At 43.2% G+C, this 24232-nt stretch carries 20 protein-coding genes, 1 tRNA gene, 1 pseudogene and 1 riboswitch; of the genes and pseudogenes, 15 read left to right on the plus strand and 7 right to left on the minus strand.

Translation table 11 applies throughout. The annotated features are described in order from the left end of the window. Positions 1-115 precede the first annotated feature (115 nt). The 10 genes and pseudogenes from T426_RS0117660 to T426_RS0117705 all read left to right on the plus strand — a co-directional run bounded on the left by T426_RS0117660 (position 116) and on the right by T426_RS0117705 (position 13504). Positions 116-1141, plus strand: a complete 1026-nt coding sequence (locus T426_RS0117660; RefSeq protein ID WP_025864899.1) for a GRP family sugar transporter — start codon at positions 116-118, stop codon at positions 1139-1141. Between the two features lie 123 nt (positions 1142-1264). Next, on the plus strand, positions 1265-2719 hold the full coding sequence (locus tag T426_RS0117665) for a nucleoside hydrolase-like domain-containing protein (protein WP_153637551.1): 1455 nt from the start codon (positions 1265-1267) through the stop codon (positions 2717-2719). A 144-nt stretch (positions 2720-2863) separates the two neighbouring features. Then, entirely contained in the window at positions 2864-4303 is a 1440-nt protein-coding gene (locus tag T426_RS0117670) for a DUF1593 domain-containing protein (RefSeq protein WP_027586058.1), read from the plus strand. A 319-nt stretch (positions 4304-4622) separates the two neighbouring features. Beyond that, entirely contained in the window at positions 4623-5966 is a 1344-nt protein-coding gene (locus T426_RS0117675; protein WP_025864898.1) for a hypothetical protein, read from the plus strand. Positions 5967-6037: 71 nt separating this feature from the next. Continuing rightward, entirely contained in the window at positions 6038-7528 is a 1491-nt protein-coding gene (locus tag T426_RS0117680) for a hypothetical protein (protein ID WP_025864897.1), read from the plus strand. Continuing rightward, positions 7485-9707 (plus strand): alpha-L-rhamnosidase-related protein, encoded by a 2223-nt coding sequence (locus T426_RS0117685; RefSeq protein WP_025864896.1) that lies wholly within the window; start codon positions 7485-7487, stop codon positions 9705-9707. The genes T426_RS0117680 and T426_RS0117685 overlap by 44 nt, the downstream gene beginning before the upstream one ends. Before the next feature lie 63 nt (positions 9708-9770). Then, the gene (locus T426_RS0117690; protein WP_025864895.1) at positions 9771-11477 is read left to right on the plus strand and encodes a glycoside hydrolase family 28 protein; all 1707 of its coding nucleotides are present in this window, start codon (positions 9771-9773) and stop codon (positions 11475-11477) included. A gap of 161 nt (positions 11478-11638) precedes the next feature. Next, positions 11639-11760, plus strand: a riboswitch (FMN riboswitch). Positions 11761-11848: 88 nt separating this feature from the next. After that, positions 11849-12493: a 3,4-dihydroxy-2-butanone-4-phosphate synthase gene (gene ribB / locus T426_RS0117700; RefSeq protein WP_025864894.1), complete on the plus strand. Its 645-nt coding sequence runs from the start codon at positions 11849-11851 to the stop codon at positions 12491-12493. Between the two features lie 80 nt (positions 12494-12573). Further along, a pseudogene (locus tag T426_RS26320) lies at positions 12574-12798 on the plus strand (hypothetical protein); the annotation flags it as partial. 58 nt (positions 12799-12856) lie between these two features. After that, positions 12857-13504 (plus strand): GDSL-type esterase/lipase family protein, encoded by a 648-nt coding sequence (locus tag T426_RS0117705; protein ID WP_025864893.1) that lies wholly within the window; start codon positions 12857-12859, stop codon positions 13502-13504. A 365-nt stretch (positions 13505-13869) separates the two neighbouring features. On the opposite strand, the gene T426_RS0117710 is transcribed toward T426_RS0117705, so the two are convergent. From T426_RS0117710 to T426_RS0117735, 6 genes are all read right to left on the minus strand, one after another. Next, on the minus strand, positions 13870-14550 hold the full coding sequence (locus T426_RS0117710) for a P-loop NTPase family protein (protein WP_025864892.1): 681 nt from the start codon (positions 14548-14550) through the stop codon (positions 13870-13872). Next, positions 14534-15286, minus strand: a complete 753-nt coding sequence (locus tag T426_RS0117715; RefSeq protein ID WP_025864891.1) for a hypothetical protein — start codon at positions 15284-15286, stop codon at positions 14534-14536. Before T426_RS0117715 ends, T426_RS0117710 begins: the two co-directional genes overlap by 17 nt. Positions 15287-15358: 72 nt before the next feature. Then, positions 15359-15682: a helix-turn-helix domain-containing protein gene (locus T426_RS0117720; protein ID WP_051538935.1), complete on the minus strand. Its 324-nt coding sequence runs from the start codon at positions 15680-15682 to the stop codon at positions 15359-15361. A 180-nt stretch (positions 15683-15862) separates the two neighbouring features. Beyond that, the gene (locus T426_RS0117725; protein WP_027586061.1) at positions 15863-17056 is read right to left on the minus strand and encodes a hypothetical protein; all 1194 of its coding nucleotides are present in this window, start codon (positions 17054-17056) and stop codon (positions 15863-15865) included. Between the two features lie 193 nt (positions 17057-17249). Then, positions 17250-18518, minus strand: coding sequence for a site-specific integrase (locus T426_RS24190; protein ID WP_051569019.1), 1269 nt, complete (start codon positions 18516-18518; stop codon positions 17250-17252). A gap of 294 nt (positions 18519-18812) precedes the next feature. Next, positions 18813-18887 (minus strand) — tRNA-Pro (locus T426_RS0117735). Between the two features lie 265 nt (positions 18888-19152). Here T426_RS0117735 and trxB point away from each other — a divergent pair. Next, positions 19153-20151 (plus strand): thioredoxin-disulfide reductase, encoded by a 999-nt coding sequence (trxB, locus tag T426_RS0117740; RefSeq protein WP_199898616.1) that lies wholly within the window; start codon positions 19153-19155, stop codon positions 20149-20151. 80 nt (positions 20152-20231) lie between these two features. Here the strand turns inward: trxB and T426_RS0117745 are convergent, their stop codons facing one another. Then, positions 20232-21476, minus strand: a complete 1245-nt coding sequence (locus T426_RS0117745; protein ID WP_025864885.1) for an aminotransferase class I/II-fold pyridoxal phosphate-dependent enzyme — start codon at positions 21474-21476, stop codon at positions 20232-20234. A 299-nt stretch (positions 21477-21775) separates the two neighbouring features. On the opposite strand from T426_RS0117745, the gene T426_RS0117755 reads away from it, so the two are divergent. The 4 genes from T426_RS0117755 to T426_RS26135 are packed head-to-tail and all read left to right on the plus strand — an operon-like array spanning position 21776 to position 24193. Beyond that, positions 21776-22603 carry an outer membrane protein assembly factor BamD gene (locus T426_RS0117755; protein ID WP_036984618.1) on the plus strand — a complete coding sequence of 276 codons (828 nt, stop codon included), beginning with the start codon at positions 21776-21778 and terminating at the stop codon, positions 22601-22603. Between the two features lies 1 nt (position 22604). Further along, entirely contained in the window at positions 22605-22931 is a 327-nt protein-coding gene (locus tag T426_RS0117760; RefSeq protein WP_025864883.1) for a DNA-directed RNA polymerase subunit omega, read from the plus strand. 54 nt (positions 22932-22985) lie between these two features. Then, positions 22986-23546, plus strand: a complete 561-nt coding sequence (locus T426_RS26130) for a flavoprotein (RefSeq protein WP_234406739.1) — start codon at positions 22986-22988, stop codon at positions 23544-23546. Between the two features lie 59 nt (positions 23547-23605). After that, complete coding sequence (locus T426_RS26135; protein ID WP_234406743.1) at positions 23606-24193, plus strand: phosphopantothenoylcysteine decarboxylase; 588 nt, start codon at positions 23606-23608, stop codon at positions 24191-24193. The last annotated feature ends 39 nt before the right edge of the window (positions 24194-24232 follow it).

Here is a 24232-nt window from a genome sequence, read left to right on the forward strand (position 1 = left end):
AATCCAGAAAATGATGTCAAAATAGGTATATCATCATAATTCGTGACTAAATCAATAGGGATTTTAACAAAAAGAATAATTTGCTAGTAACCAAATCTATGGAAAGGAAAAATCGATGGTCTTAATTGGTAATTATTGGCTGGCCGTTTGCGCTTTTGTCTTCTGCATGACGATGTGGGGCTCATGGTCAAATACTCAGAAGTTAGCCGCTAAAACATGGCGTTTTGAATTGTTCTATTGGGACTTTGTATTGGGTCTTGTACTTACCGCACTTCTGTGGGGTTTTACATTTGGTACCCTTGGCGAACATGGCAGAACGTTTTGGGCAGACTTACAGCAAGCAGATACGCAAAGTATTATGTATGCGATGTTGGGTGGCTTAGTATGGAATATCGGTAACTTGTTACTGGTTGCCGCTATTGCTGTTGCAGGTATGTCAGTTGCATTTCCGATCGGCGGTGGTATTGCCTGGTTGGGGGGCATCATCTTTAATTTTATACTGGAGGTATATGGTGGTGCTAAAATAGAAGCCATACCAACCTCTATGTTGTTTATTGGAGTGGGTATCATTTTTGTTGCCATTGTTTTAACGATGGTTGCCTACAAAAGATTGGCATCACAGCAGAAAAAGCCTTCAGCAAAAGGCATTACTTTGTCCGTTTTCGCCGGATTATTTATTGCTTTCTTTTATGGGTTAGTCGTCAAGTCAATGGATCATCAATTTGTAACCGGAGGGACCGGGAATCTTGGCCCTTACAGCGGTGTGTTCTTCTTTACACTTGGTGCTTTCCTGACCACTTTTGTCTTCAATCCATTTTTTATGAGAAAGCCGGTTGAAGGTTCTCCTGTTAAAATGAGACAATACTTTGCAGGAAGCTTGAAAACTCATTCAATCGGAGTTTTAGGTGGTTTTCTTTGGGCATCCGGAATGGTGGTTAGTTTTATGGCAGTGGGCGCTGGTGATCCAGCAGTTTCATATGCTCTTAGCAATGCTGCTCCGGTTGTAGCTATCCTTTGGGGAGTGTTTGTTTGGAAAGAATTTAAAGGTGCACCAAGCGGGACCAATCGAATCTTACTAATTATGTTTATTTTATTTCTGATTGGGCTTGGTATTATTACCGCATCAAAAGTTATTGGTTAGTAAATTAGTTTTTTAAAATAACTGCCGGTATTTGTTAGTAGTACTGGCAGTTATGTTTTTTTTAAGGTTAATTCCGGTAGTTGATACAACCAGACTTAGTAGTAGGAGAAAAAAATCTTCACGATGCACAAATCAAAACCTGTAAGCTTAAAGACAGTAAGAAAGCTTTTCGTGCTTTTCGCGATCATTACGATTGCCTGCACCTCGACCTCTGCCCATGAAAAACCGCGGGTTTTTGTACTGACTGATATCGAGAATGAGCCGGACGATGCCATGTCGATGGTTCGATTCTTAGTTTATGCCAATCAATTTGACATCGAGGGATTGGCAGCGACCACTTCCATTCATCAAAAAAATCATGTCGCCCCCGGACGAATTCGGGAGATTGTAGATGCCTATAGTAAGGTAAGAGACAATCTTGAAAAAAATGACCCCGGGTTTCCTACCGGTGATTATTTACGTTCGAAAATTACAGAAGGACTTCCGGAATATGGTATGAAGGCTATTGGAGAAGGTAAGGATTCGCCTGCTTCCGAGCTATTAATCCAGGCAGTTGACAAAGCTGATCCAAGACCTCTTTGGGTCTGTGTGTGGGGAGGTCCAAATGTATTGGCGCAAGCCCTGTGGAAAGTCAGGAAAATACGTTCAAAAAAAGAGTTGAAAGCGTTTGTGTCCAGGTTACGAGTTTATGCCATATCAGACCAGGATGATACCGGTCCATGGCTTAGAAAAGAGTTTCCGAATTTGTTTTACATCGTCAGTCCCGGATTTAATGCTGGCGGTGCTTATCATTATGCGACCTGGAGCGGTATTAGCGGCGATTTCTTTCACGGCCGCTTTGCTGGTGCAGATTTTTCGGAAGTAACAAATGAATGGTTGGATCGAAACATTCGAAAAAAGGGTCCCCTTGGCGCAGAGTATCCTCGTTGGAAATATTTGATGGAGGGAGATACACCTTCATTCCTGAATTTGATCAATAATGGGTTGAGCTATCCCGAACATCCCAATTGGGGTGGCTGGGGTGGTCGCTATGAGTTATATACACCCAGAATGCATAGATGGTATTTATATCCTGAAACTCGTCCCATCTGGACCGATGCTATCGACGAAGTTTTTGGGTATGATGGAAGATGGCATTCGGGTAATCATGCAACGATATGGAGATGGCGTGACGCTTTCCAGAATGATTTTGCCGCCAGAATGGACTGGACGATTCTTCCTTATGATAAAGCCAACCATCCCCCTGTACCGAAAATTGACGGTGAAAAACATCTGACTGCCAAGCCCGGAGAGCGCGTCAATCTCAGTGCTGTCGGTTCCAGTGATCCTGATGGGGACGCACTTTCCTATAACTGGTTCTGTTATAAGGAAGCTGGTACTTTCCCTGTTTCAAGCGCGCGAAGCGGGCAGCCGATCGAGATTAAAGATTTTGACCAGCCCAGGGCTTGGTTTATAGTGCCAACTAAACGTGTTATGCCTCCAGGCACCGGGACAATCCATATTATTCTGGCAGTGACAGACCATGGAACGCCTCGATTGACCCGTTACCAGCGTGTAATTGTTACCGTTACCAAGTGATTTATAATTCATTATTTCATCGCTTGCTAAGTGGAATATTAACAAGATTTTAAATCCAAGCAATCATGATGAGCGGAACAAGGGAACGAATGATGGTTGCATAATGTCAAGGATATGCATAAACAATAATAGGGGGAAACTGCTATGAAAAAAATTCTTATTTTATCACTTCTTTTTTCGGTTGCTATTGGTAAAGTAACCGCGCAGTATAAAAATACAAAGCCACGTGTCGTTGTTTTGACAGATGCCGAGATTGATGACCAGTGTTCGATGGTTCGATTCCTGCTTTATGCTGATGTTTTCAATGTCGAGGGTATCATCACTACAAGTTCGCAATACCATTCGCACGGACACAATTGGACTGGGGATGATTGGATGAACCCCTATCTGGATGCTTACTCCCAGGTCTATTCAAATCTGAAGAAGAACGATCCGGATTATCCTACTCCGGCATATTTGAGGAAGCGGACGGTTTTGGGAAACGTATCAAAAGAGGGGGCCATGGATAAGAACACTCCGGGTTCCGAACTCATCGTCAAACTCCTTCTGAATGAAAAGGATAACCGGCCGATTTGGTTTCTGGCCTGGGGCGGAACGAATACACTTGCCAGGGCTTTGAAAACTATCCAGGAAAAATACCCGGATAAAATGGCTTATGTGGCAAAAAAGTTACGGTTCTTTTTTATTTGGGAACAGGATGATACTTATCAATCGTATATTCGACCCAACTGGGGAAAATATAATATTCTGACCATCATCTGCGATCAGTTTTGGGCCATCGCTTACCAATGGGACAAAATATTACCGGCAGATAAACAAAAATACTTTAAAGCCGACTGGATGAAATCACATATCCTGGAAGGTCACGGGCCACTCTGTTCGCTCTACCAGGCACATAAGGATGGAGATAAGGGAGGATTTAAGGCGGGTGATTTTAGATCGGAAGGCGATTCTCCATCATTCATTTATGCCATTATTAACGGATTAAGAGATGGCAACATGGATCATCCCGATTGGGGAAGTTGGGGTGGCCACTACACCAAAGTCAGAGCGAATACCTGGCTTGATCCTGTTCCAGAAACCGGCTACACTTATCCAAAAGGAAGATGGTATACAGAAACAGCATGGGGGCGGCAATACATGAAACACGAATACCCCAAAAACCTGGATTTGATGAAGGAGTATTTCAAGCCAATTACCCGTTGGACAGATGCTCTTCAGAATGATTTTGCGGCTAGAGCAGATTGGTGTGTCAAATCCTACTCAGATTGTAACCATGCTCCGGTTGTTAAGCTGAAGAACGATTTGAACATAACGGCAAAACCGGGCACTAAAGTTCAACTTAGCGCAAAGGGAAGCTACGATCCGGATGGTAATGAACTGGTTTATAAGTGGTGGCAGTATAAGGAGGCTGAGACGTATAAAGGAGATGTTGAAATCCAAAATGCCAATGAACCGGAAGCTTCATTCATTGTTCCGGAAAATGCCTCGAAAGGACAGACTATTCATATCGTTTGCTCGGTTAAGGATAATGGTTCACCGAAACTTACACGTTACCAGCGGGTAATTGTAACAATAAATTAAGAATACCCCGTTGTGTGAAATTCAATGATGTGAAGATTTTTCAGCCTTTTTAACCTTGCCCTGACCGGGTTCAGAGTAAATAAGTTTGATTTTTCTTGAATTCAAACAGTTTCACACAACGAGTTAGATTACTGTTTTCTTAATAGTTCTCAATGGACTCAAGTCTTTATAAGCATATTTATTGTATTCCAGGAACAGGAATGGTAAATCACATTTGACGGTAACACACCATGGCATGGTACTCCATGATTAGCACTGTGTCAACGTGGTTATAGCAGTAATCCAACAATCTTAAATTCTGCTCCAATAAAACTATAGAATGAGAAAAGTAATCACTTTATTTATGCTAATTGTTCTTAGCGGAACGGTGCTTAATGCTCAACAATTAGCCTTCCCCGGGGCTGAAGGATTCGGTGCATACTCCAAAGGAGGACGCGGAGGAAAAGTCCTTTATGTTACCAATCTTAATGATAGTGGTCCTGGTAGTTTGCGTTGGGCAGTGGAGCAGAAGGGGGCACGTACAATCGTGTTTGGTGTATCGGGAACAATTGATCTCAAGGACCGATTGAGAATAAAAAACCCGGATATAACAATTGCCGGACAAACTGCGCCGGGTGACGGAATTTGCCTGAAAGGCGGAACACTACAGATCTTAACGCATGATGTCATTATTCGCTACATCCGTGTGCGTTTGGGTGACGGAACATATGGCATAGGTAGTAAGCAGGGTAAAGATGCTATTGGTGTTTCCGCTGGTAAGGATATTATCATCGATCATTGTTCTGCCAGCTGGAGCCTGGATGAAGACTTGTCAGTCGCAACCCACAAACCCAATTTAACAAATGTGACGGTGCAATGGTGCTTTATCACAGAAGGCTTGAATCCGGACAATCATGGTTTCGGATCCTTAATTCGGGGAACCGGAGGTGCAAAATACAGTTACCTTCATAACCTCTATGCAAATAATCGTGGCCGCAACCCACGCCCCGGAAACTATAATAGTCATCCATACTATAAAGATCCCAAAGGTTTGTTGCTCGATTTCAGGAACAATGTGATCTACAACTGGGGTGGAGGACATGCCGGGTATAATGCGGATTCTATCAGTGTCACTCGTCTCAACTTCGTGGATAATTTTCTAATTCCGGGAGTAAACTCAGAGTTGAACGGGATAGCTTATTCTACGGGGTCGCCTTATAACAGAGCATATTTTGCAGGAAATTATTACAACGGTAAACTTCCCGAGAATCAATGGAGCCTGGTGAAGTTTCGTAAAAGCTGGGCTGACAAGGAAATCAGGGCTTACAAGCAGGACAAACCGTTCGAAACCGGCCTTGTGAAAAAAGAAGATGCAGAAACAGCATACCGGCGAGTACTCAAAACCGGTGGGGCCATTTTGCCAAAACGCGATTTGGTCGATCGTCGCATCGTGAATGATGTCAGGAACCGTACAGGTAAAATTATCAAAAGCCAGAATGACGTTGGGGGCTGGCCAAAGCTGCTCTCTGCAACTGCTCCGGTTGACACCGACCAGGATGGTATGCCTGATAAATGGGAACTGAAACATGGCCTTAATCCCAATAATACTGCTGATGGAAATAAAGTTGGGAAAGATGGATATACGATGCTGGAAAAATATTTGAATAACATCACCGGAAAGTAAGTATGCACTCACATATTTAACATAGAAAAAATAGATTAAAAGTTAAAAAACAAGCCATTAAATCCATAGATATGAAAACAAAATATGTAGTTCTGTTTGTAAGTGCATTAATGTTTTTAGTGTCCAGATGCACGAAAGACGAGGTAACGAATCCTGTAGACAATAATACGGGAAATAACCAGGACAGCACTGTTGTTTACAAGGTAACCAACCTGGCTTTTCCGACAGCTGAAGGGTATGGTAAATTTACAACTGGAGGACGCGGTGGTAAAGTATATGAAGTGACAAATTTGAATGATGCCGGTTCAGGAAGTCTTCGAGCCGCAGTTGAAGCATCCGGAGCAAGAACGGTTGTGTTTAGGGTCTCAGGTACAATATACCTGAAAAGTAGTTTGACTATCCGCCATTCCAATATTACCATTGCAGGGCAAACTGCACCTGGTGATGGTATTTGTATCGCCAATTATCCATTAGAAATTGGTGCAGATCAGGTCATCATTCGTTATATCAGAACACGATTAGGCGATCTTGCAGGAGATGTCAATGATGCAATAGGTAGCAGGTTTACCAAGAATGTTATTATTGACCATGTTTCGGCAAGTTGGAGCGTAGATGAAACAATGTCTGTTTACCATTGTGACAGCATTACCGTTCAATGGTGTATAATTTCAGAAAGTTTATTTAATGCAAATCACCCTAACGATGCTGACCCAAGTCAGATTGCTCCTCACGGGTTTGGAGCTATATGGGGCTCTAACTATAGTACGTACCATCATAATCTTATAGCAGATAATTCCAGTCGTAATCCTCGTTTTGCCTCTGGTTCCGGATACACCGACTTCAGAAATAATGTAGTATACAATTGGGGGTACAATAGTAGCTACGGAGGTGAAAAACAACAAGTCGGAGATTCGGACCCGAACCACTCCTTTACGGAGATCAATATGGTGGCCAATTACTATAAGCCGGGCCCTGCTACGCGCCCGGGTAATATATCCTATCGAATTGTTAATCCAAGCTATCGTGACGTAAAAACGGATTATGGCAAATGGTATGTCGCAGATAATACTATGGTGGGAAATAATCAAGTGACGGCCAATAACTGGGATGGTGGCGTACAACCTTCAGGAGGCAGTGGAGATTACTCGATTATAAAGCTCACTAGTGCTTGGCCATCAATGCCTATTAACCAACAAACGGCAGAGGAAGCTTATAACTCCGTTCTTGAGCAGGCCGGTTGTTCACTCCCCAAACGGGATGCTGTTGATGAACGAATTATTCATGATGTTCAAACTGGTACCGCAACGTATGAAGGGGTGTACAAGCAATATAAAGAGGTGCCCGATACCACAAAAATTTGCGGCATAATTGATTCACAAAACGACGTTGGCGGTTTTCCGACACTTAATAGTACTACACCTCCAACCGATACCGACCACGATGGTATGCCCGATGCATGGGAACAAAAGAATGGCCTTGATCCAAATAATCCCGATGATCGAAATAAAATTGCAAAAGATGGATACACCATGTTGGAGGAATACATTAACAGCATTAAATAAAGCGAAAATCTTTATTGTTGTTTTGATAGGGCTTCTTTCCATTGTCCCTACAGAAGTGGTACATGCTCAACAGGCTACCTGGATATGGTATCCGGGCGATTATTCTATTTGGTTAGGAAATAAGGTACAGAACCGTCGTACCGAGCGAGGGACCTTTTTTCCACCGTTCTGGAAAATGGACAGTCATTATGTGTTGGTAGAATTCTCGCATAAATACAAACTTTCGGCTCCCGATACCATAGATATTAAGGTGGAGGGAAAATATAATGTGAAGCTTGATGGAAAGCTGCTTTTCGGTTCCCCCGAGAAGATTGTCATACCGGCAGGGCTGCATTCGCTAAATATTAAAGTGTACAACCAGGCTAGTGTGCCCGCACTTTTTGTTCAGGGTAAAGCCATTCAATCCGACGATTCGTGGAAAGTAACCTATGAGGACAAAGAGTGGATCGATTCCTCGGGTAAGGCTTCCGACACTTCTTCGGGAACGGTATATGTTCATGCCGCTTCCTGGAACTTTAACTCACCCGACAACCTTCCGTCGAAATTCAAACTGCCCACCCAACCGATGCCTGTTGTTTCTGTAATACATAAGAATAACGGCATTTTATACGATTTTGGAAAAGAGACTTTTGGCTATGTGAAATTTCACGGGTTAAAAGGGAAGGGAACATTAAACGTTTACTATGGCGAATCGGCTGACGAAGCGTTGTCGGTTGATCATTGTGAAACACTGGATCGTTTTCATGTGAAAAATGCGATAGCCAAGGATTTCACCGCACCCGACTCGAAAGCTTTTCGATATGTTTATGTTGAGAAAGGCAATTCGCTTTCGTATGATTCGGTTTCAATGCAGTATGAGTATCTGCCGCTTGAATACAAAGGTAGTTTCCGTTGCAATGATGATCAGATCAATAAAATATGGGATGTGGCGGCCTACACGCTGCATCTGACGACCCGGGAGTTTTTCCTCGATGGCATTAAGCGTGATCGGTGGATGTGGAGCGGCGATGCTTATCAGAGCTATCTGATGAATTATTACCTGTTTTTCAACTCCCCTGCGGTTCGTCGTACCACGTTTGCCCTAAGGGGGAAGGACCCTGTGACGAGTCATATTAATACCATCATGGACTATACCTTTTACTGGTTTATGGGTATCTATGATTATTATCAATACACAGGTGACAAAAAGCTGATTGTGCAGTTATATCCACGCATGAAAAGCCTGATGGACTTCTGTCTCTCGCGTCGTGACAGTGCAGGTATGATGCAGGGATTGGCCGGCGACTGGGTATTTATTGATTGGGCCGACTTTAAAATGAGCAAAGCCGGTGAGGTTAGTTTCGAACAGTTACTTTTCTGTCGGAGCCTCGAAACCATGGCGACGTGCGCAAAATTGATGGACGATTCAGGTAGCGAAAAGTTATACACAAAGCTGGCTGCTGATTTGAAAACAAAACTTTTTACCGTTTTCTGGTCCGATAAGCAGAATGCGTTCGTCCACAACCGGGTGAAAGGAGTAGTAAGTACCCAGGTCACACCGTATACTAATATTTTCGCGGTATTGTTTAACTACCTAAACCCCGAAAAAAGAGAGGCAGTGAAAGAAAACGTACTGCTTAATCCTGATGCATTGAAAATTACAACACCTTATATGCAGTTTTACAATTTGTCAGCGCTTTGTTCTCTGGGAGAACAAAAGTATGTGTTGAACCAAATCCGTGACTACTGGGGGGGAATGTTAAAACTTGGTGCAACTTCATTCTGGGAAAAATACAATCCGAAGGAAAAATATCCTCAGTTGTTGAGTATGTATGGGCGTCCTTTTGGGAAAAGCCTATGCCATGCATGGGGAGCAAGTCCAATATATTTATTGGGAAGATATTTTCTGGGGGTTAAACCGGTTAAGCCGGGATATCAATCCTATACTGTGGAGCCTAGTTTGGGCGGTTTACAGTGGATGGAAGGCGATGTTCCGACTCCTAATGGCAAAATTCATGTGTATTGTTCAACAAAAGAGATTAAGGTAAAATCAGATACAGGAACGGGTACCTTACGTTTCAGGAGTCTGTCGACACCTGTTTGTAAAACTGCTACGATAAAAAAGATTGCCGGTAATCAATACGAACTAGCCATCAACAAAGACCAGGAAGTGGTAGTGAAATATAAGAGTGTAAAATGATTTGGGATAACAATCTTCTGGGTAGGTATAACAACAAGTTTTAAATCATATAAAAAAGATTAGATGAGCACAATCAGTCATTTCATACAGAAACATTTTTATCTGTTTCTTTTGGTGTTAGTTGGATGTAGTCCAAAGAACAGTGCCAGTGCCATTCATAATAATGATTCGATATATCAAGGGCTGGAGTTTGATATGCCTAAAATAGTGGAACCAGTATTTCCTGATTTTTCGGTATTGATTACAAAATATGGCGCTGTTGGTGATGGTCAAACCTTGAATACCAAGGCGATTGCAAAGGCTATCAATGTCGTATCGGAGCATGGTGGTGGCACGGTAAACATACCCCGTGGAATATGGTTGACGGGTCCGATTATTCTGAAAAGCAATGTCAATATCCATACAGCAGAGGGTGCGCTGGTACTCTTTAGTACCGATAAAGATTTGTATCCATTGATTGATATCAACATAAAAGGCGTTAAAAGTGTCCATCGTTTATCTCCGATTTACGGGAAAGATTTGGAAAACGTTGCCTTTACCGGTCATGGGATTTTTGATGGTTCGGGTGATGCCTGGCGACCTGTCAAAAAGGCAAAATTAACGGGCAGTCAATGGAAAGAACTAGTAGCTTCAGGCGGAGTGGTAGATGAGAAAGGTGACGTCTGGTATCCTTCGGAACAGTATCTGACGGCTGCTAAGCTGACCGACAATGATATTTCGGAGAATTTTAAAACGCTGAAGGATTACCAGAAAATCAAAGATCGGCTGCGGCCCGTTTTGGTATATCTGATCAACTGCAATAAGGTGCTACTCGATGGACCGGTCTTCCAAAATTCACCAGACTGGTGTTTGCATCCGCTAATGTGTCAAAATCTGACCATTCGAAATGTTGATGTTCGTAATCCCTGGTATGCGCAAAATGGAGATGGGATTGACATTGAATCCTGCAAAAACAGTGCGCTTACTAATTGTACTTTCGATGTGGGAGACGATGCCATCTGTGTGAAATCAGGTAAAGACAAAGCCGGGCGTGATAGAGGCATGCCAACCGAAAACCTGATTGTAAAGAATTGTACGGTTTATCATGGGCACGGTGGTTTTACTGTCGGAAGTGAGATGTCGGGTGGTGTAAAAAACCTGCATGTTTCAGATTGTACGTTCATTGGAACCAATATCGGTTTGCGTTTCAAAAGTACCCGGGGACGTGGTGGCGTGGTTCAGAAGGTTTATATTTCCAATATCGATATGATTCATGTTCCGGATGTTGCCATTTCCTTTAACCTTTACTATAACCCTTCAGCTGCCAAAAAATTGAAAAAGACGGATGGCTCTTTGGATGAGGAAAGTATTCCTCTGGTGAATGAAGGAACGCCCCAATTTAAAGATATCAGCATTAAAAACATTACCTGTAAAGGAGCCCGTCAGGCCATTTACCTACAGGGACTGCCTGAGATGAACCTGCAGAATGTGAACCTTGAGAATTTAAATATGGAAGCCACTAAGGGCATGGTTTGCATGGATGCTGACAGTGTGACGATTCGGAATCTACATCTTCAAACGACAAAATTTCCTGCCATCACGCTTGATAATTCAAAGAATGTATCAATGAATGATTTGTATCTGAGTGATTCAATGGAGCCTCTGATCTCGGTTAAGGGGGAAAAGTCGAAGCAAGTCAAAATCAACTTAATGTCCAAAGTAGAGAATCGTAAATTTTATGAATTGGGACAAACAGTTAACCAAAGTTCAATTGAGATTGAAAAACGATAAGAAGAGATATCACAAATGAATAATGAAATTTAAAATTGAAGAAGCCTATGGAGGACAAAAAAGGAAAGAGGAACTAAAAGCGTTCTCCTTTCATGAATTAAACCTCTTAACGGCAATGAGGGGCGTAATCGTTTAAAAAAAATAATACATAAATTTGAACCGATTTTCTTCGGGGCAGGGCGAAATTCCCTACCGGCGGTTAAAGTCCGCGACTCCTTGAAAAAGGACTGATTTGGTGAAATTCCAAAACCGACAGTTAAAGTCTGGATGAGAGAAGAAAAATATCGGGTAATATGCAATTGTGATTGAACAGTTGTATGTTGATATGTTCTTTGCTCCGAAAGCTTAGTATTAATAATTAAATAGGAGTAATGGTTACATTGGATTCATTTGGAAAAAACAGCAAAGAAAGAGTAGAAAATGCTGTCAAAAAGTTGCAACAAGGGTATGGAATATTACTTGTTGATGATGAGAACAGAGAAAACGAGGGAGACATAATTTTCTCTGCGGAAAAGATGACGGAGAAAGATATGGCTTTGATGATTCGTGAGTGCAGTGGAATCGTTTGCCTGTGCTTAACTGCTGAAAAGTGCAAAAGCCTTGGATTAAGGCAGATGGTTGAGAACAATACAAGTAAGAATCAAACAGCATTTACTATTTCAATTGAAGCAAAAGAGGGAATAACAACAGGTGTCTCAGCCAAGGACCGATTAACAACCATAAAAACAGCGATTGCCGAAAATGCAACTTCGGAAGATTTATCGAATCCAGGTCATGTGTTTCCTTTACTAGCGAGGGATAATGGCGTTTTCGAAAGAGGAGGACATACGGAAGGTAGTATTGATTTGATGAAATTATCAGGTTTGGGAGAATTCGCTGTTTTGTGTGAACTGACAAATGCAGATGGAACAATGGCGAAACTGCCTGAGATTACAGACTTTGCTGTGAATAATAACATGACTGTTGTAACGATCGAAGACATTGCTCAATATCGGAAAGTGACAGAAAAAAATTGATACAGTTATGTTTAGATGGGTGAATATGATTTGTGGATAGACCCACCAATATTTTGTTAACTTAAACATCCCGCGATCCACAGGACGGTGATCGTTCCGGTTTTGAGTGGTTTAGTTACCCCAAAGCCGGGACCTATAAGAAATTAATAAGGATTGAAGGAGCGGCGAACACTCATGGAGTTTATATTGTCGCTCCAAAAGTTGACAAAGAAGAAACGGCTCACATCATTTTAAAAGTTACCGATAGAGGAAAGCCACGGTTATCGCAATATAAACGCATAATCTTAAACATTAGGCCAAAATAAGAAAGATGCGTCTGGAGAATTAATCAATTCAAAAACATTTACTTTAAAGAAAGAAATTATGGAAAAAATATTCTCGAAAAGAGTGTCATTAATCCTCGTTTTTGTTTTTGTATCCTTTCCTCTTTTTTCCCAGGTTAAAGTTGCCTGCGTAGGGAATAGTATTACGGAAGGTTGGAATGGGCACCCTTCCTATGTGCCAATGCTCCAAAGACTGCTCGGTTCAGAATATATTGTACAGAATGACGGCAAGAGTGGGGCAACAATGTTAAAAAACGGGAACTATAGTTATTGGGGCACAGGAGTCATTGCAAAGGTGTTGGCTTTCCATCCTGATATTGTTACCATTATGCTTGGAACGAATGACACCAAGCCTCAAAACTGGGATAAACATGGTTCAGAATTTAAAGCGGATTATGAATCATTAATAGACACACTGAGCTCCTCTTCATTAAAACCGAAAATATTTCTAGTGCTTCCGTCGCCTGTCTGGGACAACCCTTACCGAATACGAAATGAGATTATTGAGTTAGAGATACCCCTCATAAAGGAAATAGCCAAAGAAAGAGACTTGCCCGTTGTGGATGCAAACACCCCATTACTTTCGTTCCGTAAATACTTTAATGATGGCGTCCATCCTGATATTGCCGGTGCAGATACTCTCGCCAGTGTGATTTCCCGGAGTATTCTTTCGCGAATGCGTAATTAGGCATTCCGATTCCGGATAAGAAAAACATTTTCTCGTCGTTTTTATATTCCTTTTAAGAGAGGCTTAAAGTCCCCTTCTTTTTTTTTGGTAGAAATAAAAACTTACTTTGGACTTATCCATTTGATATTTGTGGAATTGTTTCCCAGAGTTTTAGTAGGCTCTTTTTTATCAATCACGATTTCAACAGAATGTTAGGATTGATGACGGGCAGGATGAATTTTTCGAAAACCGTATTTTGCATCCGCGACATGTCTCGTGGGGGGTGGAATAGGTTCTGGAAGCAATTGGCTTAGCCCATAAAGAGGCAAACAGACTACCCCTGCCACCACATAGTCGGGGTAGCGATGGCAGGGAGTTGTAGTAGGCTAACGCCGTTTGTCTTTGGTGTTGGCCTCAAAAGAGATAAGGTTGAACATGGCCCTCATCCGGCTTCTGACCCGGGAGCCATAGAATTCTTCTATTTCGCCGGCCGTTAGATTGGTTGTCAGATGGGTGAGCATGCCATCGGATACGAACTGGTCGTAACGGCTGAGCAGTATTTCGCCCATTACATTCACTTCATTGCCAAAATATTTCAGGTTTTGTTCGGTTCCCAGGTCATCAAAACAATAAGCCCGGGGTTTTTTCCCACCTGTGGGCCGATCATAAGCCAGAACACTGTATTTCCTGATTACTTCGTAGCCGTTCCTGTGAAATTCGAAACTGACTTCCCGGCAGGATTTCATGCTGTGACGAATGTCCGGAGGAATGAAAAAGCGGATTAACGTCATTAAGCTGGTTTTTCCGCTTCCAATTGGCCCGGTCAGCATAATTCCTTTGTCGAGGTTGAGGCTTAACCGTTGTGCATTTTCCTGGTCGCGTATGGCCCAGATGAGCAGTTTGAAAATGATGGGCCTGTCTTCTCCATAGATTCGGAATCCATCGCCGAATAATTCCCGGCCTTTTTGTTCCATGAATTCCAGACAGCTTGAAAAGCTGTAGTTGACGGTTCCTTTCCCAAAAGAGATGACTCCCGGCGCGGTGAAAAGTTCAGAGTGGTTCGGCATAGTTTTTCCCATTATCAGATTTGTATTCGGTTGATTTGTCCCGGGGGCTCAATGGTTGTCGTGGACCGTACTTCCGGGCGTTGAGCATCCAGTTCCGGGCTGCCGCTTTCCAGTCTTTCATCCGGGTGCGGCCACCCACTTTCCAGCCTACCGATTCGTAGTAGTTGAAAAATCGTTCAGCTTCCACTTCAGGGAACTCCTTCTCCAGGAAGTAGATTTTGACATGTTCCTCCGGAGGCGGGATTTTACTTTTTGCCGATGTACCGGAGGAATTTTCCGGCTGGGGTTTCTTCTCTTGCATGGCAGCGCTTTCGGGCTGTTTCCCATACCTGGTTTCCTGTTCCATTTTTTTTGATTGAGATTGGATTGGTTCATTGTATTCTATAGTTTCTTGTTTAATCTGTTTACTAATGTTTATTAAAGGGATCACTACTTGTTCACTAGTTGTATCAAAAATGAACATGTTCACCCGGCTACCTTTAAGGGGGTTGTGCGACGGGTGATAGCTGATGTATTTCCACTGGTGGAGCTGTTTCAGACACCGTGAATAGGTATTGACCGAACCGATTTTGGACATTCGCAGCATCTCTGCCCGGTTGATGGAGACGGGGTTTTGAAACCGGTTGAGGTTCCACCGTTGGAAAAGGGCGAGGTAAAGGCTGATATGGTGCGGTGTAAGGCGATCGTCTTGTTCCACACACCAGAAGAATGCCGCCAGGTGCCGGATGTAGTTCATTATACTTCACGATTAACCTATTTTCGAAAGGTTTGAATGGTAAGTCAGATGGGCTTAACGGACAAACCCGGTTTATACAAAGTGTCCTTTTGTCTTCCGGGACTCGAGCATTTGCTGAATGTCGCTTTGTTCGTAGTAGATGACTCCTCCAATTTTTGTGTACGGCAGGGTACCGTTTATCCGGAGATTTTGGAGTGTACCCGGTGAGATGTTGAGCAATTTGCGGACTTCGTAAGATTTCAGCCATTTTTTAACCGGCTGGTGATTCTGTTCTTTTAAGAGCTTCCGGAAGTCAGAGAGGAGTTCTTCTTTTAAGTTCTGAAGGTCGTGTGTGGTGACCAGCTGTTCGCGATAGATACCCCGGTTTTCCGGGTGCTGATTTCTTTCGTTTGGCATAACAGTTGATTTAAAATGGTTTGCTAACAAAGCAACGAAAGAAACCAATGCTGATCCAGTTACAAGGGGGTTACAGGACCCCCTTAAGGCACTGTTTGTCAGCGAGTAATTCAGCCTAAATTTCTTTAGGGGTTACAACCCGGTTCATTAAAAATATGCAGATTTGAAGCCGGTGCCTGGTTACACATTGTCGAGATAATCCAGTTGTCGGCGGAGCAGTTCTTTCACCCGCTCACAAGTGGCATGCTCTAAATTGTAGAATTTGATTCGTAAACTGTCCTCCGAGATATTGCGGCTATTGTCGGTCCGGACCAGTTTGACAAATGAGCGGATGACCTCTGAGATGCTTTCATTTTTAATGGCATTTGTTTCCATGTAGATTTTCAGTACACATGCGAGCTGGGCCACAGAAAGGTGGGTGTGCAGTTTTTTAATTTCAGTGTCTGTTAGGGGTGTTTCAAGCGAAATATTCTGGTTCAGGTCGAGCTTGGTTTGCAGAAAAGTAATTTCCTGGGAAATCCATTGTTTCAATTGCTTTTGCAGGGAAGGGCGTTCGGGTCTGAATGCCAGTTTAGGCGCCGGCACGACCTGCGTTATTATTTTCCGAATCAGGTGGAGGTAATGCAACTGCTGTTTTGTGGATTCGTGTTCGTAGCAAGTCTTAGCAATTAAACGTGAGCAAGCGACAAAGAGGTTGGTCGCATTGTAATTCATGTAAATGATCGTCATAAAGAGTTCCATCCTGAGCTCCGAATCTGTCAGCTTCTTGTCTACCAGCTGTTGGAGTTGTTCCAACAGGGTATTGAGGTATTTTATTTTACGATAGGTGTATTTACGGATGCTGATATGGATGAATTCCCGGTAGGGTTTAAAAATCAGTGACGCCAACATCGGATTATTGAGATGTTCTTCCAGGTACGCCTGAACCGGTACAATTTGCCGACTGAAAATTTCAGCCATTCTTTGGTGGAAAAAAGCGGAACAATACCGGTCAAAGTTGAAGAGCTCCGGGTGGTCTTCAGCCAGAAAGCCCAGAAAGTCTTCCAGCTTATAGGCTAACTGCTGGCCCATCCGGAGTAACGTAAACTGGGATTTGTTTGGAACCAGTCTGGCGGCTGAAGAGAACAGTGCGTAAAGATGGTTCAGGATTCGGACCATGGCAGCCTGATTAGCGGAGATGTATTTCAACAGCTGCTTATTGTTTTCCTGATGGAAGATCTGGTACCTGATGGCATCTTCCATTTTCTTCATTTCTTCCAGACAGATTTTGTCCCAGGCTTGAAGCTCTTCCGGGGAGAAAGACCGGCAAAAGAAAGAGGTGACGGATAATTTTCCAATCACGGATTTCTCCAGGGTACGAAATTCATTCTTCATTGAGATTTAGGTTTGAACATCAACGGGAAATCCGCTATCATCCTACTTAAACCGGCATATCAATGCATAATCCCTACTTCAATGATGACGAAAAAAGACAGACTCTATCAGGCAAGAAAGCAAAGTTTTCCCGGCTAAAGAGCCTATAGATTTTAACGTCAATTCAGATTTCCTGTCTGGTTACTTAATTGGTTTACCCCAATTTACTACTTTTTTTGTTAAGCATAAAATTTGTACTTGTTTGATTGAGATTCTCTCTCAGTTTCTCCATGTCGTGACTAATTTTGGTTTCAATTACCCGTGCATAGATTTGGGTGGTGGCAATTTTGGTATGGCCCAGCATTTTGCTCACCGTCTCAATGGGCACGTTATTGCTGAGGGTTACCGTGGTAGCAAAAGTGTGACGGGCCAGGTGGAAGGTCAGGTTTTTATCGATACCGGTCAGGTCGGCAATTTCTTTAAGGTAACTATTCAAACGTTGATTCGTCAGGACCGGAAAGAGCGTTCCGCGATGCAATGCCCGCGGATGGTTTTTGTACTTCCAAATGATTTCCATGGCTTTGGGAAGTACTGGCATTGCGACGGATTGTTCTGTCTTTTTACGTTTGTAGAAAAGCCATTTCTGAGCATCGATGCCCAGCCTTAAATTGTCAGGAGTAAGCCTGGATATATCGACATAAGCAACACCGGTATAACAGGCAAAAATGAACAGGTCACGAACCAGCTGCATGCGTTCGATGGTGAATGTCTTTTGTTCAAGCTTCTCAAGTTCCAAAACAGTCAGGTAACCCCTGTCAACATGTTTGAAATGGAACTGGTAAGACTCAAAGGGATTGCGCTCCAACCATTCCAGGCGTTTGGCCAGATGAAGCAATTTGCGGAAGCGCTCCATGTGTTTCATCACGCCATTATTCTGCAAAGGTCGTTGGTGGTCTATCGGTTGATGACTTCGCAGGAAATATTCGAACTCGGTAATGAACTGGTAGTTGATTTCCGAAAGGTATATGTCTGATGTTTTATACCGTTTCCGGATGAATTCATAGAGGTATTTCTGTGTGGTGAAATAGTTTTTCAGCGTTCCCGGCGCCAGGGTTCCGGAAGCAGTTGTTTCATGGTATTCGATCAATTTGGAGAGGGTGAACTGTTCGACCTCAACGCCGAGGTAAAGATTCTTGATTTTATCAGCTGTGATGAGCTTGTGCTGCATGCGCAAATCCTGGTAACATTGCATCAGCTCCGACTTGATTTGAACCAACCGGATATTCAGGGAACGTGATTCAGGCCGGTTTCCGCGGGCTTTGCCGATTTCATTGTCCCATTCGTCCGGGTCGATGGTTTCTTTGATGGCCAGCTCTTTCCGGACTCCATCAACGGAAATGCGTGCATAGATGGGTGCCCGATGATTTCGGAACTTGTTCATTCTGAGGATGAACTTGATGGTGAAGGTGTGTGTGTTTCTCATAACAATTTCATTTTTCTGATGGATTTTGGCCTAAAAAGGTCACCGGAACGGGCCTTGAAAGGGCATCAAAAACCATCAATTTTGAACATAACTGATGTATGTATGAAATTGCAATGAACTCCCCGACAGAACATTACATTGTTTCTGGTGACCTAAAGATACATAATAAAAGAGGTCACCGCGTGGTTCTCATTTAAACTGAAATATTCTGCTTTGAATTGATATGACAAAAAACAAGAAAGCCTGATAATCATACGATTAACAGGCTTTTGATGTTGTTTGAATCTTGCATTGTCGGGGTGACAAGATTTGAACTTGCGACCCCTCGCCCCCCAGACGAGTACTCTAACCAAGCTGAGCTACACCCCGATTTGTTTATGCGGATGCAAATGTAGGCTCCTTTTTCAATTTTACAAAATTTTCAACTCAAAAAAACCCGTCTATTGTAGTGTTTTCGCCTATAGTGCTGGTTCTCACCCGAACGGAATTTTGCCAAATGAATAAGCATGATACCCTCATAGGTTTTGTTTATGTTTAGATAACAAGAATCAATTGATATTTTTCGGAACAAAACGCTTTGATGCGTAACTTTGTCACCAAATAAAAAAGAATTAAAAACGAAAAAATTATAGAGATGTTTAAATCCATGAATTTAGGGGATAGTCAATCGCAAAAGACTGAACCTGCAGGAGAAGTTGAAAAAGTAAAATGTCTGATCATAGGCTCAGGACCTGCCGGATACACAGCAGCCATTTATGCTGCCCGTGCGAATCTGAGCCCGGTAATGTACGAAGGCTTGCAGCCTGGAGGACAGCTGACGACCACCACCGAAGTGGAGAACTTTCCTGGTTACCCGGAAGGTATTACCGGCCCGGTGATGATGGAAGACCTGAAAGCACAGGCCAAACGTTTTGGAACCGATGTTCGTTGGGGCCTGGCAACGAAAGCTGAATTGGATGGTCCTCCTCACCGAATCACCATTGACAATAAGAAGGTAATTGAGGCCGACACAGTAATTATTGCTACGGGAGCAGAGGCCAAGTACCTTGGTCTGGAAGATGAGAAGAAATATGCTGGTTCGGGTGTTTCTGCCTGTGCTACCTGCGATGGTTTCTTCTACCGTGGTAAAGATGTCGCAGTTGTTGGAGGTGGAGATACCGCCGCTGAAGAGGCGCTTTATCTGTCAGGATTGTGTAACAAAGTTTACTTGATTGTTCGTCGCGATGAGCTGCGTGCTTCGAAAGTGATGCAGGAGCGAGTATTCAACACCAAGAACATTGAGATTTTGTGGAAACACCAAACCAAAGGTTTGTTTGGTGATGGGGTAGTAGAAGGAGCTACGCTTTGGAAGAACAAAGGAGAAGCCAATGAGGAGGAAGTTAAGATTAAAATCGACGGATTCTTCCTGGCCATCGGTCACAAACCGAATTCTGACATTTTCAAAGATTACGTGAAAACCGACGATGTAGGTTACATTCATACCATCGATAATAGTTCCAAGACCGATGCTGAAGGTGTATTTGCCTGTGGCGATGTGATGGATAGCACCTATCGACAGGCGGTTACTGCAGCCGGTTCGGGTTGTAAAGCAGCTATCGACGCTGAACGCTACCTGTCGGAGAAGAATAGCTAATATTGACTGCCCATCGATTTTGACAAATAAAAAAAGCCTTCCAAACGGAAGGCTTTTCTTTTGAATGCTTTATTATATCGTTATGATATTTGAGCCATTTTGGTTGTTGAGTATTTTCCGGATTCCAGTTTTTTCCGTACTTCCGAAAATGCTTTAATGGTGTACTCAACATCCTCGAGGGTATGACTGGCGGTCGGAATCAAACGCAGCAGCAACTGACCTTTCGGGATAACCGGATACACAACGATGGAGCAGAAAATGTTGTAATTTTCACGCAGGTCCATTACCACATTGGTACCTTCGGCAACACTTCCCGACAGGTAAACAGGAGTAACCGGTGAGTTGGTCACACCCAGATCGAAGTTTTCCTCTTTCAAGCCGCTCTGTAATGCATTAACAATAGTCCAGAGTTTTTCACGAAGCTCCGGCTGTGTGCGCAGCAGTTCGAGACGTTTCAGTGCTCCAATCACCATCGGCATAGGCAGCGATTTAGCAAAGGTTTGCGAACGCATATTGTAGCGTAGGTAGTCGCAAACTTCTTCGGTACAGGCGATAAAGGCACCAATTCCGGCCATCGATTTCGCGAAAGTTCCGAAATACAGGTCAATTTCGTCCTGAACACCAAGCTCTTCTCCTGTTCCGGCACCGGTTTTACCCATGGTTCCGAATCCGTGAGCGTCATCGACCAGCAGGCGGAAACTGTATTCTTTCTTCAGCGCAACGATATCATCTAGACGTCCCATGTCACCCGACATTCCGAAAACACCTTCGGTGATAACGAGGATACCTCCACCCGTTTTTTGTGCCAGGCTGGTAGCGTGATCCAGCTGCTTACGCAAACTGTCCATATCGTTATGCAGGTAAACAAAACGTTTACCCATATGGAGACGAACTCCGTCCAGAATACAGGCATGTGACTCAGCGTCATAAACAACAACGTCATTTCTTCCGACCATGGCATCGATAGTGGAAACCATTCCCTGGTAGCCATAGTTCAAAAGAAATGCATCGGGCTTACCAACAAAGTCCGCCAGTCCTTTCTCTAGTTCTTCGTGTTTGCTGGTCTGTCCGGACATCATACGTGCACCCATCGGGTACGCCATACCATATTGGGCAGCAGCTTCAGCATCAGCCTTACGTACTTCCGGATGGTTAGCCAAACCGATGTAGTTATTAAGGCTCCAGGTCAGTACCTCTTTTCCGCGAAATTTCATTCTCGGACTAATGTCTCCTTCGAGTTTCGGAAAAGAAAAATAGCCATGAGCTTCTTTCTTGTACTGGCCGATATTTCCTTTGTTTGTCTTTATTTTCTCAAAAATATCCACGATTCATGCGGTTTTGATTAAAACAATGCAAAAGTAAACTTTTTTGATTTTATACCAAACACCCCCTACCTGCTGAACATGAAGAATAAAGAGCGATAGAGCAACATCGGAAAGGTGCGAAATTGCAGCTGCAAGCATCAACTTTTCAGGACTTTTTGCAACCTTTGTGCCCCGTTTTTTATCTATCTTAAATTAGGTTGTAAAACAGGTTAAAGTTTAAGAAGGATGGTTTGAAGCTACCTCCTTTTAATTCTGAGATTTTGATGTTTTGATTTGTTGAAAAAAATTATCTTTGCAAAATGATTCGCAAACTGAGGTTTATTTTCCTGTTCGCCTTATTGGCAACTGTTGCTGCATCGTGTAGCGACTATCAGAAGATTCTTAAAAGTACCGATTACGAATTTAAATATAAGAAGGCCAAAGAGTATTATGACAATAGTGACTTTAACCGCGCCACAACCCTTTACCAGGAGTTGGTAAATATATACAGGGGGACAAGCCGGGCGGATCAGGTTTATTACTATTTGGCCAAGAGTTATTTCGGTCAGAAGGATTATTTGCTTTCCGGGCACTATTTCAGGCAATTGCTTAAAGAGTTTCCCCGGAGTGATTATTCTGAGGAAGCACAGTATATGATCGGTTATTGTTATTACAAGAATTCACCGAATCCACGGCTCGATCAGGAAATAACAAAAAAGGGAATCGATGCGTTACAGCTTTACATTAATTTGTATCCGAATGGAAAAGATGTAAAGGAAGCGACCAAGTTGATTGATGAACTTCGCGAGAAGCTGGTTTACAAATCATATTTGAGTGGTCGTTTATACTACGATTTGGGCGACTACCGGGCAGCAGTTGTATCACTGTCAAACAGTCTGAAGGATTTTCCGGATTCCCAATATCGGGAAGAATTGATGTTTTTGTTGCTGAAATCGAAGTATCTGCTGGCCGAAAACAGTGTTCCTGAGAAAAAAGAAGATCGCTTGAATGCGGCTCTCGATGAATATTATACCTTTATTGATGATTACCCAAATAGTGATCATCGGAAAGAAGTTGACAAATTCTTCAACAATACGAAGAAGATGCTGAATATTACGGATGAAGATTTAAAAATCGATAGTAAATAATATGGATTACAAGAAGACCAAAGCCCCTAGCACAACGGTTCCGCGCGATTTGCAGGAACTGGAAAAAGGCACAGGAAACATCTATGAGTCGATCATGGTCCTGTCCAAGCGCGCCAACCAGATTAGCGCTGAGTTGAAAGAGGAGCTTAATCAGAAATTGCAGGAATTTGCTTCGTACACCGATAATTTAGAAGAGGTTTTTGAAAACCGTGAGCAGATTGAAATCTCACGTTTCTACGAGCGTCTGCCCAAACCGACTCTTATCGCTTACGAAGAGATGAGAGACGATCAGATTTATTTCCGCAATCCTTCTAAAGAACGGAAGTAAGCTTATTGCCGATGCTCGCCGACTGGTTGGTTTGCGGCAACAAATTAGGAATAGATGAAACTCCAGGGAAAAAAAATTATACTTGGCGTAACCGGAAGCATAGCAGCCTACAAGGCTGCTTATCTTTTAAGGGGGCTGGTGAAAGAAGGAGCCGAAGTGCAGGTGGTGATGACCCCTTCGGCGAAGGAGTTTATTACTCCGTTGACTCTTTCGGCTCTGAGCGGAAAGCCAGTGGTAAGTGAATTTTTTTCCAGTGAAGACGGAACGTGGCACAGTCATGTTGATATGGGGATATGGGCCGACCTGATGTTGGTTGCCCCGGCAACCGCTTCAACGATGGGAAAGATGGCCCATGGAATAGCCGACACCTTGCTGGTGACTACCTACATGTCGGCCAAGTGTCCGGTAATGGTCGCTCCGGCGATGGACCTGGACATGTTCCAACATCCGTCGAATCAACAAAGCATCGGGATTCTCAAATCTTTCGGTAATATCATTATCGATCCGGGGTCCGGCGAACTAGCCAGTGGTTTGGTTGGCAAGGGCCGGATGGAAGAACCGGAAGTCATTGTTGAAAAGGTTATTTCCTTCTTCAACGAAAAAAAAAACTGCTGAATAAAACCTTCCTCGTTACAGCAGGTCCCACACACGAAAAAATTGATCCGGTCCGGTTTATTGGAAATTATTCTTCCGGTAAAATGGGTTATGCCATTGCTACTTGTCTGGCTGATAATGGGGCCGAAGTCATTCTGGTTTCAGGCCCGACTGCACTGAGTATATCTCATCCTAACATTCGGAAAATTGATGTGACATCGGCTGATGAGATGTATCAGGCATCACTGTCTGCATTTCCTGCTTGCGACGGTGCAGTTATGTCTGCTGCGGTTGCCGATTATGCGCCGGTGAAAACGGAACAGCAGAAAGTAAAACGTGCGAAAGACAACTACACCATCGAGTTGAAGCCCAACCCGGATATTGCTGCCAGTTTGGGCGAAATAAAGAAAGAAGGTCAACTGTTGGTTGGGTTTGCGCTGGAGACGCACGATGAGGAGGATAATGCACGAAGAAAACTGGAAAAGAAGAATCTCGACTTCATTGTATTAAATTCCCTTCAGGATAAAGGGGCAGGCTTTCAGCACGACACCAACCGAATTACCATTATTGAACGCAACGGAACAAAGCACCGCTTTGGATTGAAGCCGAAAACAGAAGTGGCTGCCGATATTGTGAATGTGATGTTGGATATGCTGAAAAGGAAGTAGGCCTTCTGTTCCTTTTTGCTAAATTTAGGAAGACAAACG

The sequence above is a fragment of the Prolixibacter bellariivorans ATCC BAA-1284 genome (assembly GCF_000621705.1).
GTDB lineage: Bacteria > Bacteroidota > Bacteroidia > Bacteroidales > Prolixibacteraceae > Prolixibacter > Prolixibacter bellariivorans.

Coding starts and splice junctions, on each gene's coding strand:
- T426_RS0117660 (WP_025864899.1), top strand. CDS start 116: ATGGTCTTAATTGGTAATTATTGGCTGGCCGTTTGCGCTTTTGTCTTC.
- T426_RS0117665 (WP_153637551.1), top strand. CDS start 1,265: ATGCACAAATCAAAACCTGTAAGCTTAAAGACAGTAAGAAAGCTTTTC.
- T426_RS0117670 (WP_027586058.1), top strand. CDS start 2,864: ATGAAAAAAATTCTTATTTTATCACTTCTTTTTTCGGTTGCTATTGGT.
- T426_RS0117675 (WP_025864898.1), top strand. CDS start 4,623: ATGAGAAAAGTAATCACTTTATTTATGCTAATTGTTCTTAGCGGAACG.
- T426_RS0117680 (WP_025864897.1), top strand. CDS start 6,038: ATGAAAACAAAATATGTAGTTCTGTTTGTAAGTGCATTAATGTTTTTA.
- T426_RS0117685 (WP_025864896.1), top strand. CDS start 7,485: ATGGATACACCATGTTGGAGGAATACATTAACAGCATTAAATAAAGCG.
- T426_RS0117690 (WP_025864895.1), top strand. CDS start 9,771: ATGAGCACAATCAGTCATTTCATACAGAAACATTTTTATCTGTTTCTT.
- ribB (WP_025864894.1), top strand. CDS start 11,849: ATGGTTACATTGGATTCATTTGGAAAAAACAGCAAAGAAAGAGTAGAA.
- T426_RS0117705 (WP_025864893.1), top strand. CDS start 12,857: ATGGAAAAAATATTCTCGAAAAGAGTGTCATTAATCCTCGTTTTTGTT.
- T426_RS0117710 (WP_025864892.1), bottom strand. CDS start 14,550: ATGCCGAACCACTCTGAACTTTTCACCGCGCCGGGAGTCATCTCTTTT.
- T426_RS0117715 (WP_025864891.1), bottom strand. CDS start 15,286: ATGAACTACATCCGGCACCTGGCGGCATTCTTCTGGTGTGTGGAACAA.
- T426_RS0117720 (WP_051538935.1), bottom strand. CDS start 15,682: ATGCCAAACGAAAGAAATCAGCACCCGGAAAACCGGGGTATCTATCGC.
- T426_RS0117725 (WP_027586061.1), bottom strand. CDS start 17,056: ATGAAGAATGAATTTCGTACCCTGGAGAAATCCGTGATTGGAAAATTA.
- T426_RS24190 (WP_051569019.1), bottom strand. CDS start 18,518: ATGAGAAACACACACACCTTCACCATCAAGTTCATCCTCAGAATGAAC.
- trxB (WP_199898616.1), top strand. CDS start 19,153: ATGTTTAAATCCATGAATTTAGGGGATAGTCAATCGCAAAAGACTGAA.
- T426_RS0117755 (WP_036984618.1), top strand. CDS start 21,776: ATGATTCGCAAACTGAGGTTTATTTTCCTGTTCGCCTTATTGGCAACT.
- T426_RS0117760 (WP_025864883.1), top strand. CDS start 22,605: ATGGATTACAAGAAGACCAAAGCCCCTAGCACAACGGTTCCGCGCGAT.
- T426_RS26130 (WP_234406739.1), top strand. CDS start 22,986: ATGAAACTCCAGGGAAAAAAAATTATACTTGGCGTAACCGGAAGCATA.